The 22,360-nt window shown below is 62.8% G+C and carries 19 protein-coding genes and 1 tRNA gene; 8 read left to right on the forward strand and 12 right to left on the reverse strand.

Annotation, left to right across the window (positions count from 1 at the left end):
- Positions 1 to 37: 37 nt before the first annotated feature.
- Together QFZ88_RS08670 and gltB are read right to left on the reverse strand one after the other, a co-directional pair.
- Positions 38 to 1,492, reverse strand: coding sequence for a glutamate synthase subunit beta (locus QFZ88_RS08670; protein ID WP_024925850.1), 1,455 nt, complete (start codon positions 1,490 to 1,492; stop codon positions 38 to 40).
- Positions 1,493 to 1,638: 146 nt separating this feature from the next.
- Positions 1,639 to 6,393, reverse strand: coding sequence for a glutamate synthase large subunit (gltB, locus tag QFZ88_RS08675; RefSeq protein ID WP_024925851.1), 4,755 nt, complete (start codon positions 6,391 to 6,393; stop codon positions 1,639 to 1,641).
- A 513-nt stretch (positions 6,394 to 6,906) separates the two neighbouring features.
- Here gltB and QFZ88_RS08680 point away from each other — a divergent pair.
- From QFZ88_RS08680 to QFZ88_RS08695, 4 genes are all read left to right on the forward strand, one after another.
- Positions 6,907 to 7,959: a threonine aldolase family protein gene (locus tag QFZ88_RS08680; RefSeq protein WP_024925852.1), complete on the forward strand. Its 1,053-nt coding sequence runs from the start codon at positions 6,907 to 6,909 to the stop codon at positions 7,957 to 7,959.
- A 33-nt stretch (positions 7,960 to 7,992) separates the two neighbouring features.
- Positions 7,993 to 8,775, forward strand: a complete 783-nt coding sequence (locus QFZ88_RS08685; protein WP_024925853.1) for a PhzF family phenazine biosynthesis protein — start codon at positions 7,993 to 7,995, stop codon at positions 8,773 to 8,775.
- A 55-nt stretch (positions 8,776 to 8,830) separates the two neighbouring features.
- Positions 8,831 to 9,466, forward strand: a complete 636-nt coding sequence (locus QFZ88_RS08690) for a LysE family translocator (RefSeq protein WP_024925854.1) — start codon at positions 8,831 to 8,833, stop codon at positions 9,464 to 9,466.
- A 216-nt stretch (positions 9,467 to 9,682) separates the two neighbouring features.
- The gene (locus tag QFZ88_RS08695; RefSeq protein WP_024926875.1) at positions 9,683 to 10,894 is read left to right on the forward strand and encodes an MFS transporter; all 1,212 of its coding nucleotides are present in this window, start codon (positions 9,683 to 9,685) and stop codon (positions 10,892 to 10,894) included.
- A gap of 79 nt (positions 10,895 to 10,973) precedes the next feature.
- Here the strand turns inward: QFZ88_RS08695 and QFZ88_RS08700 are convergent, their stop codons facing one another.
- A complete protein-coding gene (locus tag QFZ88_RS08700; RefSeq protein ID WP_024926876.1) occupies positions 10,974 to 11,441 on the reverse strand; it encodes an Hsp20 family protein in 468 nt (155 codons plus the stop codon).
- Positions 11,442 to 11,923: 482 nt separating this feature from the next.
- Here QFZ88_RS08700 and QFZ88_RS08705 point away from each other — a divergent pair, with 482 nt between their 5' ends.
- Both QFZ88_RS08705 and QFZ88_RS08710 read left to right on the forward strand, forming a co-directional pair.
- Complete coding sequence (locus QFZ88_RS08705; RefSeq protein WP_024926877.1) at positions 11,924 to 12,895, forward strand: alpha/beta fold hydrolase; 972 nt, start codon at positions 11,924 to 11,926, stop codon at positions 12,893 to 12,895.
- A gap of 29 nt (positions 12,896 to 12,924) precedes the next feature.
- On the forward strand, positions 12,925 to 13,344 hold the full coding sequence (locus QFZ88_RS08710) for a nuclear transport factor 2 family protein (protein ID WP_024926878.1): 420 nt from the start codon (positions 12,925 to 12,927) through the stop codon (positions 13,342 to 13,344).
- Positions 13,345 to 13,425: 81 nt separating this feature from the next.
- On the opposite strand, the gene hisN is transcribed toward QFZ88_RS08710, so the two are convergent.
- Together hisN and QFZ88_RS08720 are read right to left on the reverse strand one after the other, a co-directional pair.
- Positions 13,426 to 14,199 (reverse strand): histidinol-phosphatase, encoded by a 774-nt coding sequence (hisN, locus tag QFZ88_RS08715; protein ID WP_024926879.1) that lies wholly within the window; start codon positions 14,197 to 14,199, stop codon positions 13,426 to 13,428.
- Between the two features lie 397 nt (positions 14,200 to 14,596).
- Positions 14,597 to 15,490, reverse strand: coding sequence for an N-formylglutamate amidohydrolase (locus tag QFZ88_RS08720; RefSeq protein ID WP_036254561.1), 894 nt, complete (start codon positions 15,488 to 15,490; stop codon positions 14,597 to 14,599).
- A gap of 211 nt (positions 15,491 to 15,701) precedes the next feature.
- Here QFZ88_RS08720 and cpdR point away from each other — a divergent pair, with 211 nt between their 5' ends.
- Together cpdR and QFZ88_RS08730 are read left to right on the forward strand one after the other, a co-directional pair.
- Positions 15,702 to 16,064 (forward strand): cell cycle two-component system response regulator CpdR, encoded by a 363-nt coding sequence (cpdR, locus tag QFZ88_RS08725; RefSeq protein ID WP_018429348.1) that lies wholly within the window; start codon positions 15,702 to 15,704, stop codon positions 16,062 to 16,064.
- Between the two features lie 229 nt (positions 16,065 to 16,293).
- Positions 16,294 to 16,368 (forward strand) — tRNA-Val (locus QFZ88_RS08730).
- Here the strand turns inward: QFZ88_RS08730 and QFZ88_RS29515 are convergent.
- Genes QFZ88_RS29515 through trbL form a run of 7 tightly spaced genes read right to left on the reverse strand, consistent with a single transcriptional unit; the run spans position 16,319 to position 22,330 of the window.
- Positions 16,319 to 17,506 carry a tyrosine-type recombinase/integrase gene (locus QFZ88_RS29515; RefSeq protein WP_353844578.1) on the reverse strand — a complete coding sequence of 396 codons (1,188 nt, stop codon included), beginning with the start codon at positions 17,504 to 17,506 and terminating at the stop codon, positions 16,319 to 16,321. The two genes, QFZ88_RS08730 and QFZ88_RS29515, sit on opposite strands and share 50 nt — an antisense overlap.
- A complete protein-coding gene (locus QFZ88_RS29520; RefSeq protein ID WP_081766978.1) occupies positions 17,413 to 17,760 on the reverse strand; it encodes a helix-turn-helix domain-containing protein in 348 nt (115 codons plus the stop codon). Before QFZ88_RS29520 ends, QFZ88_RS29515 begins: the two co-directional genes overlap by 94 nt.
- 10 nt (positions 17,761 to 17,770) lie before the next feature.
- Positions 17,771 to 18,022, reverse strand: a complete 252-nt coding sequence (locus QFZ88_RS08735) for a DUF2274 domain-containing protein (RefSeq protein ID WP_024926880.1) — start codon at positions 18,020 to 18,022, stop codon at positions 17,771 to 17,773.
- A 3-nt stretch (positions 18,023 to 18,025) separates the two neighbouring features.
- Positions 18,026 to 19,246, reverse strand: coding sequence for a TrbI/VirB10 family protein (locus QFZ88_RS08740; protein ID WP_024926881.1), 1,221 nt, complete (start codon positions 19,244 to 19,246; stop codon positions 18,026 to 18,028).
- A gap of 11 nt (positions 19,247 to 19,257) precedes the next feature.
- Positions 19,258 to 20,286: a P-type conjugative transfer protein TrbG gene (gene trbG, locus QFZ88_RS08745; protein ID WP_024926882.1), complete on the reverse strand. Its 1,029-nt coding sequence runs from the start codon at positions 20,284 to 20,286 to the stop codon at positions 19,258 to 19,260.
- Positions 20,276 to 21,007 carry a conjugal transfer protein TrbF gene (gene trbF, locus QFZ88_RS08750; protein ID WP_024926883.1) on the reverse strand — a complete coding sequence of 244 codons (732 nt, stop codon included), beginning with the start codon at positions 21,005 to 21,007 and terminating at the stop codon, positions 20,276 to 20,278. Before trbF ends, trbG begins: the two co-directional genes overlap by 11 nt.
- The gene (gene trbL, locus QFZ88_RS08755; RefSeq protein WP_024926884.1) at positions 21,008 to 22,330 is read right to left on the reverse strand and encodes a P-type conjugative transfer protein TrbL; all 1,323 of its coding nucleotides are present in this window, start codon (positions 22,328 to 22,330) and stop codon (positions 21,008 to 21,010) included.
- Between the last annotated feature and the right edge of the window lie 30 nt (positions 22,331 to 22,360).

Consider the following 22,360-nt stretch of genomic DNA (forward strand, 5'->3'; position numbering starts at 1 on the left):
GCCGGATTTCCTTGAAAGGCCCCGGCGCCAGGCCGCGTCAGCGCGGCAGAACGCTCGAACCGGTCAGCGCCTCATCAATGGCGCGCGCTGCCTGGCGACCCTCGCGGATCGCCCAGACCACCAGCGACTGGCCGCGGCGGATGTCGCCGGCGGCATAAAGCCGGTCAACACTGGTGCGGTAGTCGCTGTCGTTGGCGGCGACATTCCTGGAGCGCCGTGCGTCGGTGGCGATGTCGAGCTTGCCATCCAGTTCAGCGGTCACCGCGCCGTCGATCGGTCCGGCGAAGCCGATGGCGATGAAGGCGAGATCGGCGCGGATGACGAATTCCGAACCCGGGATCGGCTTGCGCTTCTCGTCCACTTCGCAGCATTTCACGCCGGTGAGCTGGCCTTCCTCGCCGATGAACTCCAACGTCGCCACCTGGAACTCGCGTTCAGCGCCTTCGGCCTGCGACGAGGACGTGCGCATCTTGGTCGCCCAGTAGGGCCATACGGCGAGCTTGTCTTCCTTCTCCGGCGGCTGCGGGCGGATGTCGAGCTGGGTGACGCGCACCGCGCCCTGGCGGAAGGCGGTGCCGACACAGTCGGAAGCGGTGTCGCCACCACCGACCACCACGACATGCTGGCCACCGGCCGTGATCGGCTCTGACTGCCAGGCAACCGACTGGATGTCCTCGCCGCCGACGCGCTTGTTCTGCTGGACGAGATAGGGCATCGCGTCATGCACGCCCTCGAGATCGTCGCCCGGAATGCCGGCAGGACGCGGCGTTTCCGAACCGCCGCAATAAAGCACGGCGTCGAACTCGGCGAGCAACTCCTCCACCTTCTTGTCGACGCCGACATTGACGCCGCAATGGAAGGTCACGCCTTCGCCCGCCATCTGTTCGACGCGGCGGTCGATATAGTGCTTTTCCATCTTGAAGTCGGGAATGCCGAAGCGCAGCAGGCCGCCGGGGCGGCTCTCGCGCTCATAGACATGCACGTCATGGCCGGCGCGGCCAAGCTGCTGGGCCGCCGCCATGCCGGCGGGACCCGAGCCGATGATGGCGACCTTCTTGCCGGTCTTCTTCTCCGGCGGATAGGGACGGACATAACCGGTCTCATAGGCCTTGTCGGCCAGTGCCTGTTCAACCGTCTTGATCGCGACCGGGATGTCCTCGAGGTTCAGCGTGCAGGCTTCCTCGCAGGGCGCCGGGCAGATGCGGCCGGTGAATTCCGGAAAATTGTTGGTCGAGTGCAGGTTGCGGATCGCCGCGTCCCAGTCGCCATTGTAGACGAGATCGTTCCAGTCCGGGATCTGGTTGTGGATCGGACAGCCCGTCGGGCCGTGGCAGAAGGGAATGCCGCAATCCATGCAGCGCGCGGCTTGCTTCTCGACTTCCGGCTGCGACATCGGCAGCGTGAATTCGCGAAAATGCCGGATACGATCGGATGCCGGCTGGTACTTGTGCACCTGCCGGTCGATCTCGAGAAAACCTGTTACCTTGCCCATGTCTCGGTTCCTGTAGAGCACGTGGCGGGGTTACCGCCGCACCCGTTATCCTCATCCGGTCGCGAGCGCAACCGCGGGATCGGGTCATTGATTGGCTGGGTGGTGATGGGCGCCGGGAAGCGATTGCCTCCCGGCCGACCAATTGCCTATTCGGCCGCCACGCTCATGCGGGCGCGCTCCATCTCCTGCAGCGCGCGGCGATATTCGACCGGCATGACTTTCCGGAATTTCGGCCGGAAGGTCGCCCAATTGTCGAGGATCTCCTTGCCCCGCGTCGAACCGGTGTAATGCACATGGTTCGAGATCAGCTGGTAGAGGCGCTCCTCGTCGTGGCTGGTCATGTCGCCCGATACGTCGACGCGGCCCTTGTGGTCGATGTCGCCGCCGTGATGGAGCAGTTTTTCCATCAGGTCGTCCTCTTCGGGAACCGGCTCCAGCTCGACCATGGCCATGTTGCAGCGGAGCGCGAAATCGCCCTCCTCGTCCAGCACATAGGCGACGCCGCCGGACATGCCGGCGGCGAAGTTACGCCCGGTTTTGCCGATGACGACAACGACACCGCCGGTCATGTATTCGCAGCCGTGGTCGCCGACACCCTCGACGACCGTGACCGCGCCGGAGTTGCGCACCGCGAAACGTTCGCCGGCGACACCGCGGAAGTAGCACTCGCCTTCGATGGCCCCGTAGAGCACGGTGTTGCCGACGATGATCGAATCCTCGGCGACGATCCTGGCATCATCCGGCGGGCGGATGACGATGCGTCCGCCCGACAGGCCCTTGGCGACATAGTCGTTGCCGGCGCCGATCAGATCGAACGAAATGCCGCGCGCCAGGAAGGCGCCGAAGGACTGGCCGGCGGTGCCGGTCAACGTCACCTTGATGGTGTCCTCGCGCAGCCCCTTGTGGCGGAAGCGCTTGGCGACCTCGCCCGACAGCATGGCGCCGGCCGAGCGGTCGACGTTGCGGATCGGCAGCGCGATCTCGACCGGCTGGCGCGCTTCGAGAGCGGGCTTGGCCTGTTCGATCATCTGGCGGTCGAGCACGTCGTCGATCGGATGCTTCTGGCGCTCGGTCCAGTGCACGGCCTCGCGCGGCGCCTCGGGCTTGTAGAACATTTTCGAGAAGTCGAGCCCACGCGCCTTCCAGTGATCGATCAGCTCGCGCTTTTCGAGGAGGTCGGTGTCACCGATGATCTGGTCGAGATGAGTGTATCCCATTTCGGCCAAAAGCTCGCGCACCTCTTCCGCCACGTAGAAGAAGTAGTTGATGACGTGCTCGGGCGTGCCCTTGAAGCGCTTCCTCAAAACCGGGTCCTGGGTGGCGACGCCGACCGGGCAGGTGTTGAGATGGCACTTGCGCATCATGATGCAGCCGGCCGCGATCAGCGGCGCGGTCGAGAAGCCGAACTCGTCGGCACCGAGCAACGCGCCGATGATGACGTCGCGACCGGTGCGCAGGCCGCCGTCGACCTGCAACGCCACGCGGGAACGCAGCCCGTTCAGCACCAGCGTCTGGTGCGTTTCGGCAAGACCCATTTCCCAAGGGCTGCCGGCATGCTTCAGCGAGGTGAGCGGAGATGCGCCGGTGCCGCCGTCATAACCGGAGATGGTGATGTGGTCGGCGCGTGCCTTGGCGACACCCGCCGCGACCGTGCCGACGCCAACTTCCGACACCAGCTTGACCGACACGTCGGCGGCCGGGTTGACGTTCTTCAGATCGTAGATCAGCTGCGCCAGATCTTCGATCGAATAGATGTCATGGTGCGGCGGCGGCGAGATCAGGCCGACGCCTTGCGTCGAATGGCGCACCTTGGCGATCGTCGCGTCGACCTTATGGCCGGGCAGCTGGCCGCCCTCGCCGGGCTTGGCACCCTGCGCCACCTTGATCTGCATCATGTCGGAGTTGACGAGATATTCCGCGCTCACCCCGAAGCGGCCCGATGCCACCTGCTTGATGGCGGAGCGCTCCAGATTGCGGCCGCCGCCCGGAAGCGGCAGGTAGCGGTCCGGCTCCTCGCCACCCTCGCCGGTGTTCGACTTGCCGCCGATGGTGTTCATGGCGACCGCCAGCGTGGTGTGCGCCTCCCTGGAGATTGAGCCGAAGGACATCGCGCCGGTGGAGAAGCGCTTGACGATCTCTGCCGCCGTCATCACCTCGTCCAGCGCAACCTTCTTGCGGCCGGTCTCTTCGGCCTTTCTGATGCGGAACAGGCCGCGAATCTGCTGGGCGCGCGCCGCTTCGCTGTCGATCTGGGCCGAGAACTCCTTGAAGGTCGACCACGACCCCTTGCGCACGGCGTGCTGCAGCGTGGCGACCGCGTCGGGCGTCCACATATGGGCTTCGCCGCGCATGCGGTACATATATTCGCCGCCAACCTGCAGGCTGTTGCGCAGCACCGGATCGTCGCCGAAGGCATCGCCGTGCCGCTCGACCGTTTCAGCCGAGACTTCGTCCAGCCCGACGCCCTCGATGAGGGTGGCAGTGCCGGTGAAGTACTTCTCGATGAACTCGCTCTTCAGCCCGACCGCGTCGAAGATCTGCGCCCCGCAATAGGACTGGTAGGTCGAGATGCCCATCTTGGACATGACCTTGAGCACGCCCTTGCCGAGCGACTTGATGTAGCGCGAGACCACTTCGTAGGCGTCGACCTCTTCCGGCAGCTCGCCCTTCCTGTGCATGTCGAGCAGCGTGTCGAAAGCGAGATAGGGGTTGATCGCCTCGGCGCCAAAGCCGGCAAGGCAGCAGAAATGGTGCACTTCGCGCGGCTCGCCCGATTCCACGACGAGGCCGACCGACGTGCGCAGGCCCTTGCGGATCAGGTGATGGTGCACCGAGGCCGTGGCCAGAAGCGCCGGGATGGCGATGCGGTCCGGGCCGATCTGGCGATCGGACAGGATGATGATGTTGTAACCGCCGGCAACCGCCGCCTCGGCACGGTCACACAGGCGCTCGACCGCGCCCGCCATGCCCGACACGCCTTCGGCGACCGCGTAGGTGATGTCGATGGTCTTGGTGTCGAAACGATCCTCGGTGTGGCCGATGGAGCGGATCTTCTCCAGATCGCCATTGGTCAGGATCGGCTGGCGCACTTCCAGCCGCTTCTTGCGCGAGGTGCCGACGAGGTCGAAAATGTTAGGCCGCGGCCCGATGAAGGAGACCAGGCTCATCACCAGTTCCTCGCGGATCGGGTCGATCGGCGGGTTGGTGACCTGGGCGAAGTTCTGCTTGAAATAGGTGTAGAGCAGCTTCGACTTGTCCGACATCGCCGAAATCGGCGTGTCGGTGCCCATCGAGCCGACGGCTTCCTGGCCGGTGACGGCCATCGGCGCCATCAAAAGCTTCAGGTCTTCCTGGCTGTAGCCGAACGCCTGCTGGCGGTCGAGCAAGGTGACATCCTTGCGCAGCGCGCGCGGCTCCACCGGGTTCAGGTCTTCCAGCACGAGCTGGGTGCGCTTCAGCCAATCCTTGTAGGGATGCTGCGCGGCGATCTCCTTCTTGATGTCCTCGTCGGAGATGATGCGACCCTCGACCAGGTCGATGAGCAGCATTTTGCCCGGCTGCAGGCGCCACTTCCGGACAATGCTCTTTTCCTCAACCGGCAGCACGCCGGCTTCCGAAGCCAGGATGACGCGGTCGTCGTCGGTGACGATGTAGCGGGCCGGACGCAGGCCGTTGCGGTCGAGCGTGGCGCCAATCTGGCGCCCGTCGGTGAAGCAGACGGCGGCCGGCCCGTCCCACGGTTCCATCAGGGCGGCGTGATATTCGTAGAAGGCCTTGCGGTCGGCATCCATCGACTTGTTGCCGGCCCAGGCTTCCGGGATCAGCATCATCATCGAATGGGCAAGCGAGTAGCCGCCCTGGAACAGGAACTCGAGCGCGTTGTCGAAGCAGGCCGTGTCCGACTGTCCTTCATAGGAAATCGGCCACAGCTTCGAGATGTTGTTGCCGAACAGCTCGCTGTCGACCGAGGCCTGGCGCGCCGCCATCCAGTTGTTGTTGCCGCGCACCGTGTTGATTTCGCCATTGTGGGCGACCATGCGGTAGGGATGCGCCAGCTTCCACGACGGGAAGGTGTTGGTGGAGAAGCGCTGGTGGACGAGGATCAGCGCCGTCTCGAAACGCGGGTCGGACAGGTCCTTGTAATAGGCGCCGACCTGGTAGGCCAGGAACATGCCCTTGTAGACGATGGTGCGCGCCGACAGCGAGACGCAGTAGGAGCCGATGTCCTTGTTGTTGTTCTCGGCATAGATGCGGCCGGAGATGACCTTGCGCAGGAGATAGAGGCGTGCCTCGTATTCCTCGTCATTGTCGATATCCGGCGTGCGTCCGATGAAGACCTGGCGGTGGTACGGTTCGGCAGCCGCGATATCGGGCGCCTTCGACAAAGAGGAGTTGTCGACCGGCACATCGCGAAAACCGATCAGCGGCAGGCCTTCCGACTGCGCTGAGTCGCGGATGATCTCGTCGACATGCGCGCGCAGCTCGGGATCGCGCGGCATGAACCAGTGGCCGACGCCATATTGGCCGACCGGCGGCAGCTCGATGTCCTGCTTGGCCATCTCCTCGCGGAAGAACCTGTCGGGGATCTGCACCAGCACGCCGGCGCCGTCGCCCATCAGCGGGTCCGCACCCACCGCGCCGCGATGGGTCAGGTTTTCCAGCATGAACAGGCCGTCCTTGACGATCTGGTGCGACTTCACGCCCTTCATCTGCGCGATGAAGCCGACACCGCAGGCATCATGCTCGTTGCGCGGATCGTACATGCCTTGAGCCGAAGGCGATCGATCGAAGAGCCCCGTAGTCGGGGTAGTGGTGGTTCGCAGGGCGGTTTTGACGGTGGCCGCTTTCGTCTGTGCAACCGGTGCAAAATCCGTCGTCACAGATAGCGTCGCTTCCGTCATCGTCCTGTCCTCCGTTCTGCGCCTTTTGGGCGCCTCTTCTCCAAGGGAAGCTTGGCGCTTCCCGTTCATAATTCTCGCACCTGTCGCGAAATCCTGGCGAACATGCCCTGGACCGGGCACTGTCCGGCCGGGTTCCGGCCTGTCATCGCTCGCCGATCGCGGCGGCAGCCGGACCGGCGTCGATCATACGCCAATCCAGCCTGGTTGGTATCGGTAAATAAGACAGCAATACTGTCCTAAATTTCTATGGCAGAATTCCCGACGCCATTCAAGACCGATTCGGAAAATTCACGGTCATTTGACGAAAGAAAATTACCTCAGACTGCCCGACATCGAAACTTTGTGGCTCGGTAGCACGTCCAGCCTCTGGCTCCAAACATCAGGACAGTGCTGGGCCTTGCGGACACAAGCGGAATGCGATCATGGTTCGCGCCTTCCCCGAGGCGAGGTGCGATCGGAATGCATCGACCCGGCCTCGTCTCGCTCTAATTCCCAGGAAAGACGGGCTACAGCATGTTTTTTGCCTCCGACAACTGGGCTGGCGCCCATCCCCGCATCAATGCCGCGCTCGGCGCGCACAACAGCGGCTTCGCCACCGCCTATGGCGACAGCGAGATCGACCGGGCCGTGACGCAGCGCTTCAGCGAAATCTTCGAGCGCGAGGTAGCGGTCTTCTTCGTGGCTACCGGCACCGCCGCCAACGTGCTTTCGCTGACCGCCTACAACAAATCTGGCGGCATCGCCTTCTGCCACCGGGAAGCCCACCTCATCGAGGACGAGTGCGGCGCAGCCGAATATCTCAGCGGCGGCGCGCGCCTGCATCCGGTGGACGGCGCGCTCGGCCGCATGGAGCCAAAGAACCTCGAAAGGGCAGTCGCCCGCTTCGCCGTCGACAATGTGCATGCTGGCCGGCCGATGGCCGTGTCGATCACCCAGGCGACCGAGACCGGCACTGTGCACGGCCTCGACGACATCGACGCCATTTCCAGGATCGCCAAAAAATACCGCCTGCCATTGCACATGGACGGCGCCCGCTTCGCCAACGCGCTGGTCTCGCTGGAGGCAACGCCGGCCGATATGACCTGGAAACGCGGCGTCGACATCCTCTCCTTCGGCGGTACCAAGAATGGCTGCTGGTGCGCCGAGGCGATCGTGCTGTTCGATCTCGACCGCGCCGAGGAACTCGCCTTCCTGCGCAAGCGCGCCGCCCAGCTCTTCTCCAAGTCGCGTTTCATCGCCGCCCAGTTCGAAGCCTATTTCAAGGACGATCTGTGGCTGGAAGTGGCCCGCCACGCCAACGCCATGGCGGCGCGCCTGGCCGCCGCGCTGGAGGATGCATCGAGCTCCAGGTTGGCCTGGCTGCCGCAGGCCAACGAGGTGTTCGCCGTCATCGACAGGAAGAAAGTCGAGAAACTGAAGGCGGCGGGCGCCGCTTTCTACGATTGGCACAAGCCGCATGGCTTCGACGGCCATATCGGCGAGAACGAAGGGCTCTACCGTTTCGTGACCAGCTTCGCCACCACCGAAAAGGACGTCGATCGCTTCGCCGACCTGCTCAAGGCCTGAGCGATCTTCCTGAAAGGCACGGGAGTAGCCGCGATGACCGCGATGTTTCAGGTCGATGCATTCTCGGACAGGATTTTCGGTGGCAACCCCGCCGCAGTGCTTGTTCTCGACGACTGGCTGGCCGATGCCGTCATGCAGTCGATCGCGGCCGAGAACAATCTCGCCGAAACAGCCTTCGCCCGCCCCAACGGCAAGGGCTGGGACCTGCGCTGGTTCACGCCGGTCCACGAGGTCGACTTCTGCGGTCATGCAACGCTGGCGACGGCGCATGTGCTGGCGGCCCATCTTGGCGTCACCGGCATCATGGCGTTTTCGACCCGTGTCGGCGAGTTGCGCGTCGCGCCAGTCGAAGGCGGTTATCAGCTCGACCTGCCATGCTTCGCCCCCGAAACACTGCACGAATTGCCGGCGACGATTGCCGGGCCGCTCGAAGGTGTCGCCCGCGCGATTTTCCGCAATTTCGAGAACGTCTTCGCCGAACTGCCGGACGAAGCGGCGGTGCGCGCCTTCGTTCCGGATTTACCGAACATCGCTAAACTGGGCGCGCAGGGCCTTGTGATCACCGCGAAGGGCCAGGCCCACGATTTCGTCTCGCGTTATTTCGCGCCCGGCGCCGGCATTCCGGAAGACCCGGTGACAGGTTCGATCCACGCCACGCTTGTTCCCCATTGGGCGGACAAGCTTGGCAAGAACCGGCTGTCGGCATTTCAGGCCTCGGCGCGCGGCGGACATCTTTTGTGCGAGCTTGCCGGCGAACGGGTGCTAATCACCGGCAAGGCCGTGACTTTCATGGAAGCGGAAATCCACCTATCCTGATGCCGGCGCGCCCGTTCCGGCGCGGCCGCCTCTGCCAACGATATGGGTAAAGACCATGCCATCGACCGAGCTGCTGATCGCCTTCTTCGTCACCACGGCGATCTTCGCCTACATTCCGGGGCCTGCCATGCTCTATGCCGCGGCGCAGACGATTGCGCGTGGCCGCTGGTCTGGACTGATGGCGACGCTGGGCATCCATCTCGGCTGCTATGTCCACGTCATGGCCGCGGCCGCCGGCCTCTCGGTACTCTTCCATGCCGTGCCGGTGCTCTATCTGGTGGTGAAGCTCGCAGGCGCCGCCTATCTGGTCTGGCTGGGCATTTCGATGCTCCGCGCCAAGGCGGAAGGCGGCGATGCCGCGCTGCCCGCGCTGGAAGCAAAATCCGGCCGACGCGCCTTCCTGGAGAGCATCACCGTCGAAGTGCTCAATCCCAAGACCGCACTGTTCTTCCTGGCCTTCCTGCCGCAGTTCATCGACGCCTCCGCCGGCCTGCCGGTCTGGGCTCAGTTCCTGATCCTGGGAACGATCGTCAACCTGATCTTCTCGTCGGCGGACTTGGTCTGCGTGATGCTGGCGGGCGTGCTTGTCGCCCGGCTCAAGCGCTCGAGCGGCGCCCAGCGCCTGATGCGCCGCGCCGGCGGCACGCTATTGGTCGGGCTCGGCGCGCATTTGGCCCTGCAGAGGACGTGAGGGAAGCGACCTATCTCCCCCGCAAGGGGGGAGATAGGGGCGCCGGCGCCAAAATTCCGTCTTCAGCCCACTTGACTTCAAGTTAACTTGAACTTGTAGAACCGCGAAACGGTCGATCCGGACCGCCGTCAGGCGGCTTCCAGGACAATCGCAATTCAAGGATGGGGCCGCGCCGCCGGGCATTGCCGGAGCGGTCCGCAGCAAGGAGACGACAATATGACATGGGCAGAAACAGCATTTCCCGCCAGTGCGACACGACCGGGAATTGGCCGCAAGGCGTCCCTTCTGCTCGTCGCGACCTTGACCATCATGGCCGGCACGACGATCTCGCCCGCGCTGCCGGCAATCGAGACGGCCTTTGCCCGGGTCGACGGCGTCAAGCTGCTCAGCCGCATGATGCTGACCCTGCCGGCGCTGTTCGTCGCCTTCTGCGCGCCGCTCATCGGCGGCCTCGCCGACCGTTACGGGCGGCTAAGGCTGCTGGTCGGCTCGATCCTGCTTTATGGGCTCGCCGGCATTTCGGGCCTGTTCGCCGACAGTCTGATGTCGCTGCTGGTCGGCCGCGCGGCACTTGGCGTGGCCATTGGCGGTATCATGACGCTGGCCACGGCGCTCGTCGGCGATTATTTCAGCGGCGCCGAACGCGAACGCTATCTCGGGCTGCAGCAGGCTTTCACCGGCATTGGCGGCGTCGCCTTCGTCGCCGCAGGCGGGCTCCTCGCCGACTATCACTGGCGCGCCCCCTTCGCCGTCTATGCCGTGGCCTTCGCCATTATCCCCGCGGTCGTCGCTTTCCTGACCGAGCCCACGCGCGCCGTCCGCGTCACCCAGGCGCCTGCACCGACCGGCGAAAACGCGATCCGGTGGCTGCCGGTCGCGGCGCTCTGTCTGCTCGCCTTCCTCGTCAACATGATCTTCTATTTCATCCCCTCGCAGCTACCGTTCTACATGCGCGCGGTCGGCATCGGCGCCGCCAGCAGCGCCGGCTTCACGCTGGGGCTGCACAATCTGGTGATGGCTGGATCGGCCCTCGCCTATGGCCGCCTGCGCTCGAGATTGTCCGTTTCGACGATCTTCGTCATTGGCCTTTGCCTGATGACGCTAGGGTTCGTGCTCATCTCGTTCTCGACGACGATGACCTCGGTGCTTTTCGCCATGGCCGTCGCTGGAGCAGGCCTCGGCCTCACCATTCCCAACCTGATATCGGCCATCATCGCGCTGACCAGTCCCACCACGCGCGGCAGGCTGGCCGGCATGGTCACGGCCTCGATGTTCATCGGCCATTTCACCTCGCCCTTCGCCAGCCAACCGCTGATTGAGGCCTTCGGCTATCAGGAGGCCTATCTTGCCGCCGCGAGCGGCCTTGCGGTCCTCGCCATCATCTGCGCGGCCATCGCGCTGAAAGGCGACGGCGGGAACAGGCGCTGATCGGGACACGACAAACAAAAAGCAGCGCCTCGCGGCGCCGCTTTCGTCTTGGGAGGGAGGCTTTGCGAAGCCGACCGCTTTAGTTGGCGGCCTTGGCCTCGATCTGCTTGGCCTTGGCCGGAGCAGCCGAGATGGCGATCTTGCGGGGCTTCAGCTCTTCGGGAATGTTGCGCTTCAGGTCGATGTGAAGCAGGCCGTTCTTGAGCGCGGCACCGACGACATCGACATGGTCGGCAAGCTGGAAGCGGCGCTCGAAGGCACGCGCGGCGATGCCGCGATAAAGCACTTCGGAACCTTCGCCATTGGTCTCGTCCTTGCGCTCACCCTTGATGGTCAGCACGTTGCGGTGGGCCTCGATCGAGACTTCATCTTCCGCGAAGCCGGCGACCGCCATCGAAATCCGGTAGGAATCCTCGCCGGTGCGCTCGATGTTGTAGGGCGGATAGCTCTGGCCGCCTTCCGGCTGGGCCACCGAATCCAGCATGGTGAACAGCCGGTCGAAACCGACGGTCGAGCGATAGAGCGGGGAAAAATCGACATGACGCATGGTGTGTTCTCCTGTTGAGCAACATGGTTTGCGTAATGGCCCTGACGAAACCCTTGCGGCGTTCCCAACGGACCAGCGACCCCGACATCGGCGGCCGCACAGGACATTTGGGTGGCCTCGAAAAGTGTTTCAAGACATTCGCCGAAGATCGTACCGAGCGCCTTTGCCGGCCTCGAAGGGCATCTACGCTCCAGACCCTAGATGAACGGCGGATGAACCGCCCCTTTTGCCGCCGTTCAGACGGCTTGCGTTAGGCTTGCCTCAACATCGCGATGAGCGGCGGCAACAAAGGCGCCGCGACGAGGCCGAGCCGGGTAGCAACGTCCCTTCCTCCCGGATCGACAGGAGCCGGAAGCGCGCCTGAAGGCGGCTTCCGGCTTCGCGCATTCGCGGCCGACCGGATTTGCTTTGCATTTTACCCGTTTGCTTCTATCACCTGATGATTGGCCCGGTTGCGGGCGCGAACCGCCTGATTGCGCGCGATGACCGACCTGTTCTACGACCTCCCCGGCAATCCCGTTCCTGAAAATGCCGTTGCGGGCTTCTTCACCACGCGCGACCGCAAGCAGATTCGCTACGCCCGCTTCGCCGCCACCGGCCGACCGCTCAAGGGGACAGTGGTGCTGCTGCCCGGCCGCAACGAGTGCATCGAGAAATATTTCGAGACCATCCGCGATCTCTCCAGCCGGGGGTTCGGTGTTGCCATCCTCGACTGGCGCGGCCAGGGCGCGTCGGACCGGCTGCTGCGCAACCCGCAGCGCGGCTATGTGAAGAGCTTCCGCGATTATGCCCGCGACCTCGAACAGCTGTTTGCCGAGGTAGTACTGCCGGATTGCCGCGGGCCGTACTACATCCTGGCGCATTCGGCCGGCGCGCTGGTGGCGTTGCTTTCGGCGCCCACCATGGTGAACCGGGTGCAGCGCATGGTGCTGATCGCGCCCTTCCTGGCCCTGCCCGGCCAGCCGGTGTCGATGAAGACGCTGCGCGGCCTGACCACGGCGGCGACTGTGCTCGGCCTCGGCCGCCTCTACGCTGCCTGGGGACCGCGAAAGGCGCTGCCGACGCCGTTCGAGGAGAACAAGCTGACCAGCGACCCGGACCGCTACAAGCGCAACACCGGCCTTTACCAGGCCTATCCGCAGCTCGCGCTCGGCGGGCCGACGGTGCGCTGGCTGCGTGCCGCCGCGATCGCCGCCGAGACGGTGCGAGATCCCGAATTCATGGCCGCGATGAAAGTGCCGACGCTGATCATCGGCGCGAGCGCCGACCGGGTCGTCTCGACCCGTGCCGTCGAGCATTTCGCCCGGCATGTGCGGCTGGGCTCCTTCCTGATGATCGACGGCGCCGAACACGAGATCCTGCAGGAAAAGGATTATTATCGCGAACAGCTGCTGGCGGCCTTCGATGCCTTCATTCCCGGCAGCGAAGCGCAGGCGGCTTTGGCCGCGGGCTGACGGGATAGAGCGAGACGAGGATACCGGCCATGACGACCCGCAGCCTCAAGTTCGCAGCCGCATTGGCGCTGGCCGCCTTCGCTGTTGCGCCGGCGGCGGCCGACGAGCCGGAGCGGGTGATGCAGGAATGGTACCGGCTGCTCGACCAACCCGATATTGCCGGCCTTGCCGGCCTGATCGCACCGAGCGCCACATTCCACACCGAGGCTTCCGGCAAGTCGCAGAGCCGCGATGAATTCATCGCCTATATGGAGCAGTCGCAGGACATCCTGGCCAATGCCGACATCCGCCACAGGCTGCAGGAAAAAGGCGAAACCTCGATCACGATGATCGTCTGTTACGATTTCCAGCCGGGTCTCACCCTCAACCAGGAAACCTACAGCGTCGCCGACGGCAAGATCGTCGACGCCCGCCAGAAGCGTCTCGCCGAGAACTGCGACGGTTTCTGACCGGCTGCCGCAAGCCCTCGGGCATTTGTAGCTTTGAAAGGTCCACCGGACCTTTCAATTCGCCTTCGGCGAACCAGCTTCTCAGGCCCGCAACGCTTCCATGGCCGCCTCGTGCAGTTCGGGCGTTGCGGCGGCCAGGATGTCGCCGCCATTCTCGGCTGGCCGGCCGTCGAAGGTGGTGATAACGCCACCGGCCTTCTCGATGATCGGGATCAGCGCCACGATGTCATAGGGTTTCAGGCCCGGATCGACGACGATGTCGACGCTGCCGGCCGCCACCATCGCGAAGGCATAACAATCGGTGCCGTAGCGCGAGAGCTGCACCCTGGTCTCGAAGCGGTCGAAGCGGCCACGCGCCTCACCCTTGAACAGTGCCGGCGTGGTGGTGAACAGCGTCGCGTCCTCCAGCTTCGTCGTCCTGCGCGCCGCGAGTTTGCGCGGGCCGCCCGGTCCTTCATAGAAGGCGCCATCGGCATTGGCGTAGAACAATTCGCCGGTGAAGGGTTGTGACATCATGCCGGCCACAGCATCGCCATCCACCGTCAGCCCGACCAGCGTGCCCCACACCGGTAGACCCGAGATGAAGGCGCGGGTGCCGTCGATCGGATCGATCACCCAGACATGGCGGCTGGCCAGGTTCTCGCTGCCATGCTCTTCGCCAAGGATGCCATGGTCCGGAAACTCCGCGCCGATCAGCGCGCGGATAGCGCGCTCGGCCTCGCGATCAGCCTCGGTGACCGGGTCGAAACCGGCGGCGAGCTTGTTGACCACCGCGCCCTGGCTGCGGAAACGCGGCAAGGTCTCGGCTGCGGCCGCGCCGGCGATCCGCCGCATGAAATCGGGGGAAATGTTCAATGTTTTCTCCTGAGGCCCCTGCTGGCCGGCTTTTCTCTAACCTCAACGCGCCCTCGCGTCCGGCCGTCGTACTTACCAAACGCGTTGCCGCAATGTCACGTGCGACGCGCGGCCGACATTTCATATTTCATTTTGAATTAATAACTCGCTTGACTTTTGTGCAGCGCACAATAATCTCGGATGCGGACAGGTTCTCCTGTCCATGCCCACCTTGGGCGTTTCCTCCCTAGACTTCGACCGCGTCGTGTCAACGATGCGGTCCTTTTTTATAGGCTGGATTTCCGTGAGATTTCAGTGAGTAGTCAGGTAGCCTTGGCGCGAGCCGGGGCGTCAGTACCGTTTCCCCACTCACTACTCACTATTCCCTACTCACTATTCCCTACTCTCTATCCACTCCTCACTCCGCCGCTTCCGGCAGGTCGAGGAAATGGTGGTCCGGTATCGCCATCAGATCGGCCGCGAAGCGGGCGAGATCATCCGCCAAGGCACTGAAGCCGGCGGATTTCTGGAGGGTCCGCTCGTTCATGTAGAGGCCGCGATTGACCTCGATCTGCAGTGCATGCAGGTTTCGCGCCGTCCGCCCGTAATGTTCGGTGATGAAGCCGCCGGCATAGGGTTTGTTGTAGGCGACCGAATAACCCATACCGGTCAGGAGGCTGATCGCGCATTGCGTCAGCGCGGCCGATGCCGAGGTGCCGAAACGGTCGCCGACAATGAAGTCTGGCCGCATGCCCTGGTCGCCGGTCCGCACGCTGGCCGGCATCGAATGGCAGTCGATCAACACGGCGAAACCAAAGCGGGTGTGGGTACCGGCGATCAGCTTCTTCAGCGTGTCGTGATAGGGCTTGTAGACGGTCTCGATGCGCCCGAACGCTTCCGACAACGGCAGCCTTGCGGCGTAGATGTCGAGCCCCTCGCCGACCAGCCTGGGAATGGTGCCGAGCCCGCCTGCCACCCGGGCCGAGCGGATATTGCAATAAGGCGGCACCGGCTCGGCGAACATGCGCGGGTCGAGTTCCCACGGCTCCCGGTTCACATCGAGATAGGCGCGTGGGAAATTCGCGGCCAGCATCGGCGCGCCGAGTGCGACCGCCGCGCCGAATAGCTCGTCGACATAACAATCCTCCGAACGGCGGATCGCCGTGCGATCGAGCTTGGCCATGGCCAGGAAGCGGTCGGGATAATGCCTGCCGCTGTGCGGCGAGTTGAAGACGAAAGGAACGCGCTGTTCAGCGCCCGAGCGGATTTCGAAGGGCGGGACGACCGCAAAATCCTCGGCTGCCGACGTCAAATCTCAGGAACCCACTGACACAGGCGTTTCATGGCTCCACCGTGCCATCGCACTGGCCGCATGTCCAGCATTTCGGCACTCTTTGATGACGTGACGCTGGGGATGAGGCGCCAACATTCACTTGATGTTTACCGCTGTGATTCCATATACGAGATGGTTAACGGGATTGTTTCTCTACAATCTCCGGGGGGATGATTCGGACGGGACAAGAATGGCACGCATTCTGCTGGCGGAAGACGATGACGATATGCGCCGGTTCCTGGTCAAGGCGCTCGAGCGTGCAGGCTACCAGGTCAGCGATTTCGACAACGGCGCCAGCGCCTATGAGCGGCTGCGCGAAGAGCCGTTCTCGCTGCTCCTGACCGACATCGTCATGCCCGAAATGGACGGCATCGAACTAGCCCGCCGCGCCACCGAGATCGATCCGGACCTGAAGGTGATGTTCATCACCGGTTTTGCCGCGGTCGCGCTGAACCCCGATTCGAAAGCGCCGCGCGACGCCAAGGTTCTGTCGAAGCCGTTCCACCTGCGCGACCTCGTCAATGAGGTCGAGAAGATGCTGCACGCGGCCTAAACAGCTCCAGATAGCTATTCCCCAGTATCGGCCGTGAACCGGTTGGCAGGCCTCACCTGCGGCCTTGGTGCGACCTTTTCACAAGCAAATTGCGCTCGGCACGCACGATTCCGCCAACTCCCGGGGCCACATGAGACAATCCCATCGCGGCATTTTGGATGTCGGCTTTCTTTCGTGTTTCTCGCTATTGACGCACCGAAACAAAAGTGGTGTATGCGCGGCATCGGATGGGCGTGTAGCTCAGCGGGAGAGCACTACGTTGACATCGTAGGGGTCACAGGTTCAATCCCTGTCACGCCCACCATCCACCCACTTGATGTTGAAAAGTTTTTCAGATCCACCGGCAGGCGAATTTCTGCCGGGTGCAACGCAGGTGGCACGCAAATCCAATTCGATTTGGCTGAATTGGCGCCCCGACGCTCTAGAATCGATCTCAACTCGATAAAATAATCGTCGATGGCCTGGCTGCCTCTGGCCATGTAATCCGGGTCGAATTTGGCATAAATCTCCGTGGTACCAGCCGCTTTGTGGCCGAGCAGCCCCTGGACCTCCCACGCCGGCACACCACGTCGACGAAGCTCCGCCGCCATTGTGTGACGCAGGCTGTAAGGGGTGACCTCCTTGGGTAGACCCGCCTCCTTCACCATAGTTGCGAAGACCTTCTTTATGCTGGCAATCGGTTTTCCGTGCCAATGGACGAAGCGTTCCACGTCCAGAGCCTTCACATAGGGCAGCAGGGTTTCCGTGATTGGAACAACGGGTCGCCTTTTCTTGGTCTGCTTTCGTCCGGGTGGGTTTAGTTCGATCCGCCGCATTTCCAAATCGACTTGTCTCGGCGAGAGATCGAGAACCGCATCAGGCCGAGCAAGCGTGTTGAGGGCAATCATGCAGAAAGTATGCAAATGGGGCCATTTCCTCGCCGTCGTCAGCAGCTGTCGCATTTCGTCGAGGGTGAGGCGGTAACGCTCCTTCTGGTCGCTTCGATCAGGCTCGTCGATAATGAAGGGAGCTGATTTGATTTCTTGCCGCTTCCAGGCACGATTGATTGCAGCCCGGCCGACAGAAAGAACCCGAGAAACGTAGGCGTTCTTGTACCCGCGGTCTTTCAGCCAAATGACGAACGCCTCCTGCCTGTCGATTCTCAGCTCAGCGACGGTCGCTCCACCCCAAAATTCATTCCAAAGGGCAAGTGCATGTTTCGCCTGGTCATGACTGGCGATACGAACAAGACGTCCTTGGCTATCGAGCTTGCAGACATGTCCGTGCCAATAGCGCAGCAGCACCTCAGCGAGCGGCGTATCGGCCGGCTCCGAGCTCTGAACGCGAGCTTTTTTGGCGACAAACTCCGCTAGGAGGATTTGGGCTTCCCGAAGGTCTGCTGTGCCGAGAGAAACGCGCTTTGTTTGTCGGGAAGAGGAGTCGAACCAGGTCGCATGCCACATTCGGGAGCGCGGCCGCTGGGAGAGCCAGTACCCGGCAATTTCTCCGATCCGCTCTCGCTGTTCGCGCATGCTTTGACCGTCCTGTTTTCGATGTAGTCCAGTAGAATTTGTTGAGTGTATCGATATCTACCACCGACCTTCAAGTAACTGATGTCGCCACGCTTTCGCATACGTTGAAGCGTGTCGATCGACACCCCCAGTGCTTTCGCGGCCTCTCCTTCCGACATCGGTCGTTCGAATCTAGCGACTGACATGACCGCACCGTCATATTTCGCCTTTCGTCCGGTTGCCCGAACTCCGAAGACCTTCCCGTCTCGCTTTCACAAAAACCCGGTCGCTTTCAAGGAATACGCCGAGCATAAATGGTATGAGCTCTGCCAGCGTTTCCGATTGGCCATAGGTCTGGCGGTAAACTGCTGCGTAGTCGTTGAGCGCCTGGCTCAGGTCAGCGCTTATGCTGATGGTGATTTTGGATGGTGTCCGGTCCGGCAACTTCCCGAGTTTCAGATTCGACATGATCTACTCCTGCTCTGAGTTTGGGTAAGGCCGCAGCACCAGATCCTTGCACACGATGACGCGCAGCGGCCAGCCAGGGCGGACAGTGATCGTAGGCTGGATATTCAAGTTCTTCTCGGTGATGCGCTGGCCGGCCCGGCTGACATTTTGCTGAGCGGATTCGCGTATTGCCTTGACCAGATCGCTTTCGCTGTCGCCGAACCTCAATTCCGTGCCGACACCCAGCAAGGTGGCAAGCGCGACGCCCTTGATCACCTGCCAGGTGTGGAAATCCACCTCGTCCTCGAGCCCGGCATAACCGGCGGTGTCGGTCGCCGGCAGATTGTCGATTTCTATGGACGAGCCGTCTGGCATCAAAATGCGGTGCCAGACCAGGAGCGCGCGTTTTTGCCCGAAGGCAACGACGCTGTCATAGGAGCCGATCAGTCGGGAACCCTGTGGAACGAGCAGGATACTGCCGGTCACTGTGTCGTGCACATTTTCGGTGACCTGTGCGACGACCAGACCTGGCAAGTCGGATTTGATGCCAGTGATCAGGCTTGCCGCGATCACGCTGCCGGCCATCAACTGATAGGGTGACGCCGGCGTCTGCAGGGCGTGTGAATTGTAGATGTCACTCTTGTTCTGCTGACCGACAAAATCGAGTTTGCGCTGCTGGTTGCCTTGATCGCCTTCAGCCGGTGCCACGGAAGCTGAAGCGACCGTCGCTTCCGACGGCGGCTGCGCTTTAAAGGACTCCGCTACGCTTTGCCCGCCACCGGCCACCTGGCTGAAACGATTTTCAATTTGAAAGAGGACTTTCGACTCGCGTGCCTCGATCGCCTGCTGTGCAAGACGTTGCCCCTCATCAGTGAGGGAGTTCCCTGGCGCGATACCGAGCTGGCGTTGATGTTCCAGGATCGGACGCCCCAAGTCCCCCGGTAGAGGTGGCCCCAGAACGGGAGCCTTCCGCCTGATCCCGGAATAATCCTTGGGCAGGGCATCAAGCCCCTCGGCCGTTGGCTTGCGGTCAGTGTTGTATAACTCTTCGACCTGCTGCTTCAGATGAAGTGCCGGCCCCCGCAGCGCGAACATGGTCACGCCAAAGACGGTGCCAGACCCAACGGCTGCAATCGTAACAATCACGCCGCGCCGGAACCGCACGGCGCGTCGCGGCGAACCTCGCAACTGCAATTTTTCAGGATCGAGCTTCGGCGGAAGATTGGAGCGGGAAGTGTCGATCATATTCCCTCCCGTCACCGGCTGGAACGCGCAAAAAGAGGCAGGCGTGGCGACAGCTGCCTGCCGTCGGTCCTGGCGATGCGCACCACCTCCTGCTGTTTGTTTCCAAGGCGCAGTTCGGCGGCGGCAAAAAGCCGATCCACGATGTAGTAGTTGCCACGAACACGGTAGTTGACCAGTTGGTTTCCGCCATCCGGTCCGACGATGAAGAGCGGTGGCGCTTCACCCTGATCGATGCGGCGCGGAAATTCGATATAGACCTTGCTGCCGTCATCGAAGGCACGTGCCGGTCGCCAGGGCGGCGTATCGCCAGTAATCGCGTAGCGGAAGCGGATGTTTTCCAGCGCGACATTCGATGCCACTGGCAGGGCGGCTTCAGCTCGAGCATTGCGCTGGCGCAACGCGATGATCTGGTCCTCGCTGTAAGTCCAGGAGATTGCAGCCATGGCGGTCTTTTCGGTGCTTTGGAGTTGCAGGTGATACGTTCGCCGTTCCGTGGTGATCACCAGATTGGTGGTAAGCCCGGCAGCAAAGGGTTTCACCAGCACGTGGGTCCGTTGGTTCCCACCGGTGCCACTGACCGTATCGCCGATAACCCACCGCACGGTGTCGCCGGCCGACACAGCTGTCAGTTTCTCGCCCGGTTGCAGTGCGATATCGCTTACGCGTTCTGGGGCGGCGTAGAGCTGGTAGAGTGCGCCGTCGGCGAAGGGGTAGACCTGCACCGCATTGACGTAGCCAAATTTGCTGGGCTGCTGTGTCGCAGCCTTGTTGGCATCGGCGACCCGTTCTTCAGGCGAGCGTTTGTCTTCGGCGACTTTGCCGGGCTCGGGCTGCAACTGCCCCGGAAGCGGCAATGGCTTCGGCACTTCGACTATCTTGACCGGTTTTTCCGGCGCCTTCTCGATGGCCGCGGGTTTGAAGTCTGTCGGGTCATAAGAGATTTGAGGCGGCGGCACCGGCTTAGACGCGCAGGCCGAAAGAACCGCGGCCGAGGTCGACAGTACGAGCAGCGCAGAGAGCGATGAATGTCTATTTGTCATTAGTGGGCTCCTTGGGAGAAACGGCTTGCGGCGCGGCGCTGTCGAGCTCACGCGACCAGGCGATGGCATTGATGAACACGCCGAGCGGGTTCTTGCGCAGTTGATCCGTATTCCGCGGTGACCGGATTACGATGGCCAGGATCCCGGTCCAGCGAGTCGTGCTGACAAGGCTGCCGCGCTCGAAAACCTGCTCCGTCCATTTGACCTGGAAGGAGCTGTCGGAAGCCCTCACCACGCTGGTCACCTGCACGGATACGCTGCGGGTGCCGATCTGACCGAAAGGATCATTCGCCTTGGCGTATTCGTTCAGGAAAAGGGCGGCTCGATCGGTGGCGAAATCATAGGCCGCCAGCCAATTTTGCCGAACCAGCACCGGATCTGTGGATACGGAGCGAACGTTCTGGATGAAGCGGCCGAGATGCCAGGCGATCTGGGCATCGTCCGGGACATAATCCTGGATGGCGGGCGCTACAGCGCGCACCTCACCCAAACGGTCAACCTCGATGACATACGGCACGACGCGGCTTTGCATCGACTGCCATAAAAGTCCGCCAGAAAGCCCGGTCGACAAAGCCAGGCAACCGACCGCCATGAGCCGCCAATTTCTGGCCTGCACCCGAGAGGAGCCGATACGCTCGTCCCAAAGCTGGGCGGCTTTCTGGTACGGCGTGACCGGTTGCGGTGTCCTGCCGTAGCGTTGAACGGGGCGTTTGAAGAGCATCTAGTCTTCCTTGTCGTTGAGAGACGGATTGGCGCTGCCGCCTGCCCTGTCACCGTCGCGGACGGCTTGAATGGCGGCATGGCGATGAGCACGGGCGGTCTGTTCTGAACGCAGGCGTCTTGCCCAGGCCGGGGCCGCATCGCCGGCAGCAGCGTCCGTGCTTTCGGCCATTGAGGTGACCGGCTTACCGCCGGTTGCCGTCCACGCAGCTTCGCGTCCTGCATCGACGCTGCGTCCGAATTTTCCAGCCGCGGATTTCGCTGCCTGCCTCGCAGCACCACCAGCGGCACTGGTCACGCCATGTATTCCAGCGGCGACGCCAGATAGGCCGGTGCCGGGAGAGGTCGCCTGACCCATCTGCCACGCAGAAGAAGCAGCCGACCCCATGGTTGTGCCGGCGCGGATTGCAGCGAGACCGCTGCCGGTCGCCATGCGTATGCCGGCAAGCGCGGCACCGCCGGCAACAAGCGATGCGCCAGCCGCCGCCACACCGGTTCCGAGTGCGGCGCCCGCGCCGAGCTGTGGCGCACCCGAAACCAGACCCGACGCAATCCCGGGCCCGAAGATGCCGAGCCCAAGCAGCGCCAGCGCGCCAAGGACCTGGGACATGGCTGCGGCCAGATCCGGCTCCTTGCCTTGCAGCGCGGAAGCGAACTCGCCGAACATCGTGGAACCGATCCCGACGATGATGGCGAGTACCATCACCTTGATACCTGACGAGATCACATTGCCGAGCACGCGCTCGGCCAGAAACGCCGAACGGCTCCACAGCGCAAAGGGAACAAGGACAAAACCCGCCAGCGTGGTGAGCTTGAATTCCAGGATGGTGATGAAGAGCTGGATGGAAAGGATGAAGAAGGCGATGATGACCAAAAACCAGGCCACCAGCAGCACGAAGATGGTCAGCGCGTTGCCGAAGATTTCGGGGAAGCCCAGAAGCTGGCTTGCCTGATCGAGCAGTGGCCAGGCGCCTTCGAAACCCGTTGCGGCAATGCGGCCGGGCCGCAGGAGACTGGCGGCGGAGAGATTTCCGGAGGACGCGTTGATGCCAAGACCGGCAAAGGATCGATAGATGATATCGGCGAGGTTTTTGAAATTGTTCAGGATGTACGCGAAGGCGCCGACATAGAGCACCTTGCGCATGAGCCGGCCGAAGATATTGGGCTCCCCGCCGAACGCCCAGGCCAGACCCGCCAACGTAATGTCGATCCCGATCAGGATGGTGGTGAGAAAGGCGACGTCGCCAGAAAGCAGGCCGAACCCGCTGTCGATATAGCGGATGAAGGTCTGCAGGAAGCGATCAATGACCCCAAGATCGTTCATGTCACCGTCTCGCTTGTCTTGAAGGACCGT

Source organism: Mesorhizobium sp. YL-MeA3-2017, from assembly GCF_030814575.1.
In the GTDB taxonomy this organism is placed as follows: domain Bacteria; phylum Pseudomonadota; class Alphaproteobacteria; order Rhizobiales; family Rhizobiaceae; genus Mesorhizobium; species Mesorhizobium terrae.